General features: G+C 38.9%; 10 protein-coding genes. 7 read left to right on the top strand and 3 right to left on the bottom strand.

Going from position 1 to position 11309, the window contains the following annotated elements; genetic code table 11:
• Both NYG85_RS11425 and sdhA read right to left on the bottom strand, forming a co-directional pair.
• Positions 1 to 676, bottom strand: a 676-nt coding sequence (locus tag NYG85_RS11425) for a succinate dehydrogenase/fumarate reductase iron-sulfur subunit (protein ID WP_284938762.1), incomplete at its 3' end; no start/stop codon positions are given.
• The gene (gene sdhA / locus NYG85_RS11420) at positions 673 to 2517 is read right to left on the bottom strand and encodes an 8-methylmenaquinol:fumarate reductase flavoprotein subunit (RefSeq protein WP_284938760.1); all 1845 of its coding nucleotides are present in this window, start codon (positions 2515 to 2517) and stop codon (positions 673 to 675) included. The genes NYG85_RS11425 and sdhA, both read right to left, overlap by 4 nt.
• A 308-nt stretch (positions 2518 to 2825) precedes the next feature.
• On the opposite strand from sdhA, the gene nikA reads away from it, so the two are divergent.
• Genes nikA through NYG85_RS11385 form a run of 7 tightly spaced genes read left to right on the top strand, consistent with a single transcriptional unit; the run spans position 2826 to position 10654 of the window.
• Positions 2826 to 4364, top strand: coding sequence for a nickel ABC transporter substrate-binding protein (nikA, locus tag NYG85_RS11415; RefSeq protein WP_284938759.1), 1539 nt, complete (start codon positions 2826 to 2828; stop codon positions 4362 to 4364).
• Positions 4361 to 5296, top strand: coding sequence for an ABC transporter permease subunit (locus NYG85_RS11410; protein WP_284938756.1), 936 nt, complete (start codon positions 4361 to 4363; stop codon positions 5294 to 5296). The genes nikA and NYG85_RS11410 overlap by 4 nt, the downstream gene beginning before the upstream one ends.
• Entirely contained in the window at positions 5293 to 6102 is an 810-nt protein-coding gene (gene nikC, locus NYG85_RS11405; protein WP_284938754.1) for a nickel ABC transporter permease subunit NikC, read from the top strand. Before NYG85_RS11410 ends, nikC begins: the two co-directional genes overlap by 4 nt.
• Complete coding sequence (locus tag NYG85_RS11400) at positions 6099 to 6782, top strand: ATP-binding cassette domain-containing protein (RefSeq protein WP_284938751.1); 684 nt, start codon at positions 6099 to 6101, stop codon at positions 6780 to 6782. The genes nikC and NYG85_RS11400 overlap by 4 nt, the downstream gene beginning before the upstream one ends.
• Positions 6769 to 7521 (top strand): ABC transporter ATP-binding protein, encoded by a 753-nt coding sequence (locus NYG85_RS11395; RefSeq protein WP_284938750.1) that lies wholly within the window; start codon positions 6769 to 6771, stop codon positions 7519 to 7521. The genes NYG85_RS11400 and NYG85_RS11395 overlap by 14 nt, the downstream gene beginning before the upstream one ends.
• A gap of 48 nt (positions 7522 to 7569) precedes the next feature.
• Positions 7570 to 8280 (top strand): hypothetical protein, encoded by a 711-nt coding sequence (locus NYG85_RS11390; RefSeq protein WP_284938749.1) that lies wholly within the window; start codon positions 7570 to 7572, stop codon positions 8278 to 8280.
• 1 nt (position 8281) lies between these two features.
• A complete protein-coding gene (locus NYG85_RS11385; RefSeq protein ID WP_284938747.1) occupies positions 8282 to 10654 on the top strand; it encodes a DUF7494 domain-containing protein in 2373 nt (790 codons plus the stop codon).
• A gap of 534 nt (positions 10655 to 11188) precedes the next feature.
• On the opposite strand, the gene NYG85_RS11380 is transcribed toward NYG85_RS11385, so the two are convergent.
• The coding region (locus NYG85_RS11380) for a flagellin (protein ID WP_284938763.1) at positions 11189 to 11309 on the bottom strand (121 nt) is incomplete at its 5' end.

The raw sequence follows: 11309 nt of genomic DNA, 5'->3' as shown, positions 1-11309 counted from the left end.
CGGCAATATCATCAGCCGAGCTTATGCCTTTTGGACAGCGGTCAGCACACTCTTGACAATGCACGCACTTCCAAAGACCATTTGCAATGGCTGGTTTTAGGTGAGTTAGCGGGTCTTTTGAGCGTGAGTCATAAGCTGCCCTAAATGCGTGAGTAAATACAAAAGGTTGCATATAATCGCTTGAATCAGCAGCTAGTTTATTACACTCACTAGCACAGCTACCGCATAGGATGCAGTCCCATTGCTTGCTTATCCTATCAAATTCAGCCTGAGTTTGCTTACAGCCTTTCTCAGCTGAGAATTCGCTCTTAGCGATGATTGATGGGCGGATTTTGCGTAAATTTTCAATGCTTGGCTCCCAATCAACTACAAGGTCAGAGATCACTCTAAAATTGCCAAGCGGAGAAATTTTAATCTCATCTGGATTGTCATATTCTGCTAAAAGCTCATTCATCTTTGTATCACAGGCAAGATATGAGTGTCCATTTACTCTAACCGCACAAGCTCCGCAAATCGCCGAACGGCAAGAAGCTGTAAAATTTAGCGTAATGTCTTTTGTTTGTTTGATGAGTAAAAGCACTGAAAGTAGGGTTTTACCCTCTAACTCTTTATCTGTTAGCTCATAAGTTTGATCCCATTGTTTTTGACCATTAAAGCGTTGTATTGTTATTTTCATTGTGGTTTCCTTCCGTCTAGGCTAAATTCCGTAACCACTACGTCTTTGTATCCTAGCTCTAATTTATCGTCTTTTAGCGTTACGATGCTGTGTTTTAAGAAATTTGCGTCATCTCTTTTTGGATAGTCCTCACGTGTGTGAGCGCCACGGCTCTCTAAGCGGTTAATAGCCGCTAAACAAGCGCAACGAGATAGTAAAATAAGGTTACCAAGCTCAACGTAATCGGTAAATGCCGTATTCATCACTAGGCTTGGGTCTGGAATTTTAAGCTCGTTGTAGCGTGCCTGAATATCATCAAGGGCTTTTGCTAGTTTTTCAAGCTTTTCGCCGGTTCTAAAAATTCCCATATTATCCCAGTTTTGGCGGCCTAGCTCTTCACGAAGTGCATACATTTGATTTGTTTCTCCGCCAGTAGTTACGTTTTTAAATCTCTCTTGCCATTTTTTAGCTAGTTCTAAAACGTTTTTGCCCTCTAAAAATTTAGCGTCTTTTGCGTAGTTTGAAGCGCCCTCTCCTGCTAGTTTGCCAGTTACGACGGCGTCAGTTAGGCTATTACCACCTAGGCGATTTGCGCCGTGGATAGAGATACATCCAGCCTCGCCGCCTACATAAATACCCTCAATTTTCGTGCTCATATCATCAATCTTGCTAACTTCAATGCCACCCATTGAGTAGTGAGCTGTTGGGCGAATTGGCACTGGCTCTTCAATTAAATCTATGTTTTGAAATAAAAGTGCTGTGTGGCGAATTTTTGGTAGTTTATTCATAATCGTATCTTTGCCAAGATGTCTAACATCACAAAGCACGTATGAGCCAAGCCCTTCGCCATAACCCCTGCCTTCTCTGATTTCTATCTCAATCGCCCTAGCGACCACATCTCTTGGCGCTAGCTCTGCCTTTTCGTGGTAGTTTTTCATAAAGCGTTCGCCCTTGTTATTTAAAAGGTATCCGCCCTCGCCACGAGCCGCTTCGGTAATTAACGTGCCTCCATTTTGAACGCCGGTCGGGTGAAACTGAATCATCTCAGGGTCTTCAAAGCCTAGACCCGCTCTAAGTGCCGCTGCTACGCCGTCGCCAGTAGCGATGTATGGGGTTGAAGTTCTGTTATAAAAAATTCTCGTATATCCGCCAGTAGCGATAACTATGGCTTTGCAAAGCACTGGGTGAATGTCGCCGGTTTGGATATTTCTTAGCACGACGCCCTCGCATTTGCCGTTTTCTACGCCGATATCAAGTAACTCGTGATCCATTAAAAATTTCACACCAGCCGAAATAGCGTCATCAAGACAGGCGTGCATAATGATATGACCTGATTTATCGGCTGAGTAGTTACAGCGTCTTTTGCTAGCGCCGCCCATCATACGCTGAGCGACGTCGCCATCTTTTGTGCGTGAAAATAAAGCACCGTTGTAATCAAGCTCGTGGATAGCCTTTGTGGCTAACTCGCAAAATTTCAAAGCGGCGTCTTGATCCACTAAATACGCGCCGCCCTTAATCGTATCATAAGCGTGAAGCTTGTGAGAGTCGCCGTTGCTAAAATCTGTAACGCCGTTTATACCGCCTTCTGCCATACAGGTTGCGTTGCGTGACGGCATCATTTTTGTAGCGACTATTACGCTTAAATTTGGATTTAGTTTTCTAGCAGCCACAGCAGCTCTAAGTCCAGAACCGCCTGAACCGATGATTAAAATATCGCAAGACGGCAAGCCACTTGTGTTAGTTTGTATGCCCTTGTTTTCGTTTGCAAAAGCACTGCTAATGCCACCACTAAGGCTTAAAGCACCAACACCGATACAGGCTGACTGCAAAAAGTCGCGTCTGCTAAAATTTTGTTCGCTCATATTTTGTCCTTATTTTTGGTTTTTAAATTTCAAGTCGTTTGTTGGCTAAAAATTCAAAAAGCCGCATTTTATCCACAATTTACTTTAAAAAATCTTTATATTCTTATAAAATTTTTAAAAATTTTTATTAAATTTATATTTAAAAATAGTTGGCTTTTTTTAAAAATATTAAGACTAAAAAAGCCTTTTTTAGGGTTGTTTTTGATTTTTAAAAGCTTAAATTTTCAAAATTCACACTTGACAAATAATACTTATTTAAATACAATAACACCAAATAAATTTTAAACAAAATCTACAAAAGGGCTAAAATGACTAGAAAATTTCTCTTTTTATTTGGAATTTTATGTAGTTTTATGTCGGCTGATACGCTAAAATTTGTAATGTCAAAGAATGTTGGCGAACTAAATCCACACCTTTATTCGCCAAATGAGATGTTTGCACAAAATTTAGTCTATGAAGCACTCTTTAAATATGATGAAAACGGCGAAATTAGCCCAAATTTAGCCAAAAGTTATAAGGTTAGCAATGACGGCAAAAGATACATTTTCACACTTCGTGATGATGTCTTTTTTAGCGACGGCGAAAAATTTAACGCAAGCACGGCAAAGGCGAATTTTGACGCCATTTTAGCCAACAAAGACCGCCACGCTTGGCTAACACTTGCAAATATCATCACAAACACCCAAATTTTAAGCGAATACGAACTAGCACTTGATCTAAAAACGCCCTACGAGCCAACGATAAAAGAGTTAAGTTTAATCCGCCCATTTCGCTTCATCTCGCCAAAATCATTCATAAATGGTGGCACAAAAGAGGGCATAAAAAGTCCAGTAGGCACTGGTGCTTATATGCTTGTTAAAAGCGAACTTGGCGTAAGCGACACATTTAAGATAAATCCAAAATTTTGGGGACAAAAGCCAAAAATTGATACCCTAATCGGCAAGGTAATCCCTGATTCAAACACCAAAATCATCGCGCTAAAAACTGGCGAAATTGACCTGATTTATCTAAGCGAACAAATCCCGCTTGATGTGCTAAATGAGCTAAAAAAACGCTTTAATATTTCAATTTCAAAGCCAAAAGATACGCTTGTTTTAGCCCTAAACTCAAATAAATTCCCAACAAACGACAAAAGCGTGAGATTAGCCCTAAATATGCTTGTAAATAAGGATTTGCTCATTTCATCGGTCTTTTTTGACACGCAAAAAAGGGCAGATTTTTTATTTAGCAAAGACCTGCCAAACTGCGATATAAACGCCACGCCTTATGAATTTAACACGCTAAAAGCAAAAGAAATTTTAGACGCTGATGGCTGGGTTTTAGGCAAGGATGGCGTGAGATATAAAAACGGCAAACCGCTGGTTGTTAAGCTATCATATATCGGTAACAACGCCGCTTTTAAGTCAATTTCACAAATCATTCAAGCACAAGCGGATAAAATCGGCATAAAAATTGAGCTAAATGCCGATGAGAGCAGTATTTTTTATAAAAGGCATATAAGTGGCGATTTTAATATGATTTTTAACAGCACTTGGGGGATACCTTATGACCCTGAGATGTTTTTAGCATCGTTTAAAACCCCTTCTCACGCCGATTTTATGGCACAAAGTGGGTTAAAAAATAAGGGTGAAATTGACGCAAATATCACAAAAATGCTAACGACTTTTGATGAAAAACAAAGAGAAATTTTAATCAAAAACGTGCTAAAAACGCTCCACGATGAGGCGATTTATCTGCCTATTTCGTTTGAGACAAATATCGCCATAAGTAGTCCAAAACTTGGCGGTGTTAGCTCAAAAAATTTAGCCGAAATTATCCCATTTGAAGATATGTATTTTATAAAATGAAACGATACGTTTTTAAGCGAATTTTGCTTATTTTGCCGTTGCTTTTAGTGCTTTCGTTTATCATTTTTTTTATGCTTAGGCTAAATGGCACGGACGCTGTTTTAAGCTACCTAACCGCCTCTGGCATTGCCCCAACCGATAGTGCTATAAAAAACGCAAGAGAAATTCTAGGGCTAAATAAGCCGATTTTAGCCCAATATCTAGCTTGGCTTAATGGTGCGATTAGCCTTGATTTTGGCGTCTCTTTTATCACTGGCAGGGACGTTTTTTCAGATATGATTTACTACTTCTTAAATAGCCTAAAAATAATCGCTTTGGGGCTATTTTTTACCATTTTTGTTTCGCTTTTGCTTGGGGTTTTAAGTGCCATTTTTAAGGATAAATTCATAGATTTTGCGGTCAGATTTATATCATTTATTGGCGTTTGTGTGCCAAATTTTTGGCTCGGATTTATCTTAATTAGCATTTTTTCGCTCAAATTTGAGCTTTTACCACCATTTGGAGCTGGGTCGTTTTTGCACCTTTTAATGCCAGCCTTTGCAATTAGCTTTATGTCAATTGCAATTAACGCTAGGCTAATTCGTGCAAATATGCTTGAAAATCTAAATTCTCGCCACGTTTTGTATGCAAAAATGCGTTCAGTTAGTGGGGCTAGGATTTTATTTAGCCACGTTTTAAAAAACGCTCTAATCCCCATAATCACGGCACTTGGTATGCATTTTGGCGAGCTTTTAGGGGCTGCTATTGTGGTTGAGAATGTCTTTGCTTATCCAGGAGTTGGCACTTACATTATAAATGCAGTCGTTAGCAACGACTATCCTGTGATTTTGGCGTTTATGCTACTTATGGCTGTGGTTTTTATACTTAGCAATTTAATAATTGATTTAATCTACGCCCTAATTGACCCACGAATCAGGCTTGGCTACAAATGAGAAAATTTGCCGTTATTTTTGCCTATTTTGTCATTTTTGCAATGATTTTTTTAGCCGTTTTTGCGCCTTTTATCTCGCCATTTGAGCCAAATGCCATAAATTTAAGTGCGAAATTTTTACCCCCAAGTCAAACTCATCTGCTTGGCACCGACCATTTAGGCAGAGATGTGCTTTCACGCCTTATTTTTGGGGCTAGGATTTCGCTATCTTGCGTGGCTGCTACGCTGTTTTTAATCGTGCTTTTTGGTGGGGTTGTTGGCAGTGTGGCTGGGTTTGTTGGTGGCAGGGTTGATCAGCTTTTAATGCGAATTTGCGACCTATTTTTTGCAATGCCGACCATTGTTTTATCGCTGTTTTTGGTTGGAATTTTTGGCGTTGGCGTTGTTAATATTATCATCGCAATCGCCCTAACTCACTGGGCGTGGTATGCAAGGATTATTCGCTCAATCGTGCTAAATCTAAAAAATAGAGAATACGTTTTAATTAGCAAAATTTCAGGCGCCTCTGGCTTTGAAAATTTTAAAAAAAATATGCTAAATCCAATCATCTCTCAATGCGTCATAGTCGCCACGCTTGATATCGGACACATTATGCTTCACATCTCTGGACTTAGCTTTTTAGGGCTTGGCGTGAAGTCGCCAACGGCTGAATGGGGCATTATGATAAGCGACGCAAAGGACTTTTTATTTACCACGCCAGAGCTGATTTTTTATCCAGGCGTTGCACTATTTTTGTGCGTGATGAGCTTTAATATTATCGGCGATAATTTAAGGGACAGGCTTGATAAAAACGGAGCGTTAAGATGAGCGAGTTTGAGATTAAAATTGATGATTTTGTGGATATAAAATTTAGCCTAAAACGCTCAAAAATCACGGCTTTAATTGGTAAAAGTGGCAGTGGCAAAAGCCTAAGTGCGGCTGCTATTTTTGGTTTTACTCCGCCAAATTTTAAATCAAGTACAAAAATTGGCGTTAGCACCGATAAAATCGCAATGATTATGCAAAATCCACGCACGGCGTTTAATCCGCTTTTAACCCTTTACACTCACGCAAAAGAGAGCGGTGCAAGCAAGGCTCAGATTTTAGAGGCATTTAGCGACGCCCAGCTTCAAGAAGCGGTGCTTAAAAAGTATCCATTTGAGCTTAGTGGCGGTATGCTTCAAAGGGCAATGATAGCCCTTAGTATTCTAAAAAAGCCAGAATTTTTAATCGCCGATGAGCCAACAACCGATTTAGATTTAATCATGCAGAGTAAAATTTTAGAGCTTTTGCTTAATCTAAGGGCAAAAAAGGGGCTTGGAATTTTGCTTATCACGCACGATTTTGGCGTGGTTTATAAAATGGCTGATGAAATTTTAGTAATGAGTGGTGGCAAAATCGTTGAGCGTGGCAGTAAAGATGAAATTTTTAATGCCCCAAAAACAGCCTACACAAAGGAGCTTTTAGGCTCATATTACGCATTTAAGGGCTTTTGTGAATATAATTGAAGTTAAAAACCTAACCTGTGAATTTAGCAAACGCTCATTTTTAGGTAGTCAAAATGAGTGCGTTTTAAACGGCATAAATCTTAGCGTAAAAACTGGCAAAGCCCTTGCATTAATGGGTGTTTCAGGCTCTGGCAAAAGCACACTAGCAAACACAATAATGGGGCTAAATCGCCAAAAAAGTGGCAAGGTGCTTTTTAAGGGCGAAATTTTAGATTTAAGCAGCCTAAAAAAACGGCGTGAGTTTTATAAAAAAGCACAAATCGTATTTCAAGACCCGCTAGGCTCAACAAGCCCAGCTTTTAGCGTCTTTGACGTAATAAACGAGCCACTTTTACACCTTAGCGATTTAGATAAAAATGGGCGTTTAGAGCGTGTTAAAAAAATGTGTAAAAATCTGCAAATTAACGAAAATTTTTTAAACAAACGAGCCATTAGTTTAAGTGGCGGAGAGCTTGGCAGAGTCTGTTTAGCACGTGCTTTGGCGATAGAGCCAGAGCTTTTGATTTTAGATGAAGCACTCTCATCCTTTGACCTTGTTTTGCAAGATGAAATTATAAAATTTTTAAACAGCCTAAAAGGGCAGATGAGCTTTTTATTTATCACTCACGATTTGCGTTTAGCACGTGCTATTTGCGATGAGATTGCACTCTTAGATAGTGCTAAAATTTCTGAGATTATTAGCGTAAATGAACGCTTTAAATCAGAGCTTGGTTTGGCATTAGAAAGTGCGGTTTTATAAGATTTAAAGCACTAAAAAGCGATAATCGCCTTTAAAAAAAGGGGTAAAATGAAATTTAGCGACTTTAAAAAGGCAAAGACTTTAAGTCTTGCAAACCTACTTTCACGCTCAAACTACGCACTTGCAAATGAATTAAAGCAGTGCGATTTTAAATATATCTCGTGTTTTTATGATGAAATTTTAGGCAAAGAGAATTTAATTAAATGCGAAATCGGCTCAATTAGCTACGTTTTGGCTTTGATTTGTAAGAATTTTGGCGTTAAAAACGAGTATTTTGATGAGCTTGATGAGGGCTTTTTAAGTGGGGAGTGTAGCGTGGGCGAAGAGGAGTTTGTTTGGCTTTCAGAGTGGCTAAAAGACGCACAAAATATCATCATTGACGCTTCGTTTTTTACGCACAAAGACGCTAAAATGCTCTTTGAATTTTTAGAAATTTTAGGCTTAAATGTCATCGTTTGTGATAGCGACATTAAAAGCTACGAAACAAATGGCGATTTAAGCGAGTTAAAAGAGCTAAATAACTTTGATGGTAGCGTGATTTATCAAGAAATTTCAGCCACGCCTTACATTAAAGGCGGTGCTAGTTTTATGGCTGCTTCAAAGATAAAAGATGGCGATTTGGTTGAAATTTCAAATGGCGATTTTAAGATGAGTGCCAATTTCACGCTTGATTTAAGCCAAAGTAGCACGGTTGCATTCGTTGGCGTTAGCAAGATTAGCGGATATAATTTTAGACAAGTAATGGTCAGAAAGATTTAGTTTGAGAGCGATTTTTGCCCTATTTTTACCGATTTTTTTGTTTTCATTTACACTTAGTTTAAATAACGGCATAGAAAAGGGCAAACCTTATAGCATTTTAGAGATTAGCGACACTAAAAATTTTGAGTGCGTGGAGCAGATTTTAGCCTACGATACGAAGCGATATGCTTGTATGCTTGATGATGATGGCATTTTGCAAATGCAAGATGTTGATCTTGATTTAATGGATATTCGCTACAAAAAAGAGGGCGATAAGCTGTTTATTGTCGTTTTGCCAAAGGCAAATTCACGGCTAATTAACACCCAAAATGCGCTTTTTAGCGACCAAAATGTCAGCCAAAATCTAAGCAAAATTTCAAAGCGATTTAACATAATCGTTGATCCAAATTTGAGAGAATTTGATAAAAAACAGCCAAACGGCATAAATTTTAACCCCATTTTTAGCTCGCTTCTAACCCCAAGTATCGGTGCGCTTGATTTTAGCAAAGCCCCAATTAAAGGCTTTGACAGCAACGACATTGACATTTACATAAACATAAAAAAAGCCTACGAAAGAGGTGCGTTTAACAAGGTGCTAGATGATACAAAAATCGCCATAGAACGCCACCCGCAGAGCATTTTTGCAGGGGAGTTTTTGCTTTACAGGCTTCGTGCTATGGATAAAATTTTTGCCTCAAACACACCGCTTGAAGACCTAAGTCCAGATGATGTGATAAAAGAGGGCAAGGCGTGGATTAGAAAATTCCCATCAGATGATAACTACGCCGAGGTGCTTTATATGATAGCTCGTGCCTACATCAAAGAGAGCCTTTTAAGCGATGCAAAATATATGATTGATATACTTTTAAACGAGCATAAAAACTCAAAATTCACTTGGCTTTTGATGCTTGATTATGCCGATGAAATTTACAAAAACGGCAGAAGCAAGGACGCCGTAAAACTCTATGAGGACGTGCTTTACTCAACAAGCGACATTGATATCGCATCTCGTGCCGCGCTTGCGTTAGCTGGACTAAATATCCAAAAAGAGAGCCTAAATGAAGCCAAAAAATATATCCTAAAAATCACAAACGCAAACGAGAAATTCCTGCTAAATGATAGGCAAAAAGCCAATGAAATGGCAGCGAAATTTCTAGCAAATGATATGGCTGACATTGCGGCTAGGATTTATGAAATTTTGGTTTTAAACAGCAAAAAGGCCGATGAAATTTATGAAGTAAGCCTTAAAAATTTAGGCATAGCACTTGCAAAAAGTGGCGAAATAAACAGGGCTTATGAGTATCTAAACCGCTATGAGAGCGAGTTTAAATACGGCGATTATCTAGCAGAAGTAGGCACAGCAAAGGACGGACTATTTTTTAGTCTTGGCGAAACTAACTCAACAAAACTTCACGCTCACTACAAAACGCTCATAGAAAAATACGAAAAATCAGATATCGGCGTAAAGGCGATAATCGCCGATATGAAGCTAAATAACGATGAGCGAAAATTTAGCGACACGTTGGGCTATACAGCAGTGATTAAGGATTTAAATCAGAGCGAGGGATTTATGCTTTTAAACGCTGCCGCGCTTGAACTAGCCAAAGAAGCCGTGCGTAAAAACGACTGCCAAAGCGTGATAAATTTAAGCGAGAGCTATGACTTAAACCGCCTTGAAATTCCGCAGTTTAAGCTCTATGAGTGCCAGATTAGGACGGCAAGATACAAGGATGCAAACGCCCTAGCACTCGCTCACATAAAAGATGAAAATTTAGAAGATAGGGTGGAGTGGCTAGTGAATTTAAGCCAAAGTAGCTACCTTTTAAATGATTATGAAAACAGCGTCAAAGCCGCAAATGAAGCCATTTCGTTAGCTCAAAGCGTGGAGCATTCAGACCCAAGTCCAGCGCTTTTTTATAGGTTTTACTCACTTTTAAAGCTGGATAGATTTAGCGAGGCGATGCAGACGCTAAACGCCACAATCACGTTACGCGGGCAGGAATTTAAGCTAATTGAGGCATACGACACCCTAGCTAGATACGCCTACTCAAAAAATGACTTTGCAAATGCTGGAATTTACGCAAAAAAGGCGCTAGAAATGCAGACAAACGCCAAAATCAACTCATACACGCCAAGTCTAAATTTCATCTACGCAAGTGCGAATTTGAAGCTAAATGAGCTTGATGATGCGCTTGATGAGGCAAGATATATTCTGTCTTTACGGCTAAAAGCGGACGAGCGAAGCCGTGCTTTGGCGCTAATCTCTGATATTTTCATCGCCAAAAAAGAGCCAAAAAACGCCCTGCCATACCTAAACGAATGCGTCAAATCCAACCTAAACAACGCCTACACCGCACTTTGCCGCTCAAATTTAGAGCTTGTGAATTTAAAATAAACCTATTTTTGAGCATTGCCCTAACAAAACCGATGAGATTATAAACTCACACAAATACAGATACATCAAACCACGTAATAAGCGATATTTAAAGCCAATACCGCTGATATACGATTTTGAATATTTGAAATTTGTATGCGCGATTTTGGGTTAAAATTCTAAAAAACGATAAAACGTAAAACTAGCAAACGCCGACTTTAATTGGCAGATGTTCGCATATTAAGAGATTTATTGTTTTAGAAGAATTAAGCTTGCAAAAACACAGCAACGATAGAGTGTCGCCATTGGGAGCAAACGAAAATCAAAATAATGTTAAGACATTATTTTGATTGTTTGCAAGTTATAGTAAAAAAAGTGTAGGTGGGTAACCCCTGACTTTGTTTGTGCTAAAAGCCAAGCAAAAAACATTTTTTCTAAAAAAACGACACCTTTTAAATTTTAAGCGAAGTTGTTATCAAAAACCACGTGAATTTTTATTAAAAAAACCAAAATTAAAGAATTAAAATCCATAGGTTAAACCTATGGATTTTGTAGTTATTGTAGCAGTTTTAGGACGTTTTGTTGCACTGAGTTTGCTTGGCTCATTGCGTAGCTGCCTGATTGTGCTAGGATATTTCGTTTTGAGAAGTTTGCACTCTCAGCTGCAAAATCAACA

The organism is Campylobacter gastrosuis (assembly GCF_030249845.1).
Classification (GTDB): Bacteria; Campylobacterota; Campylobacteria; order Campylobacterales; family Campylobacteraceae; genus Campylobacter_A; species Campylobacter_A gastrosuis.
Note: the sequence above shows the minus strand (reverse complement) of the source record. Positions and strands in the feature narration are given on the sequence as shown.

Bases quoted from the DNA above. Each gene is read 5' to 3' on its own strand.
- nikC (WP_284938754.1), top strand. From the start codon at position 5,293: ATGAGAAAATTTGCCGTTATTTTTGCCTATTTTGTCATTTTTGCAATG.
- sdhA (WP_284938760.1), bottom strand. From the start codon at position 2,517: ATGAGCGAACAAAATTTTAGCAGACGCGACTTTTTGCAGTCAGCCTGT.
- nikA (WP_284938759.1), top strand. From the start codon at position 2,826: ATGACTAGAAAATTTCTCTTTTTATTTGGAATTTTATGTAGTTTTATG.
- NYG85_RS11400 (WP_284938751.1), top strand. From the start codon at position 6,099: ATGAGCGAGTTTGAGATTAAAATTGATGATTTTGTGGATATAAAATTT.
- NYG85_RS11410 (WP_284938756.1), top strand. From the start codon at position 4,361: ATGAAACGATACGTTTTTAAGCGAATTTTGCTTATTTTGCCGTTGCTT.
- NYG85_RS11390 (WP_284938749.1), top strand. From the start codon at position 7,570: ATGAAATTTAGCGACTTTAAAAAGGCAAAGACTTTAAGTCTTGCAAAC.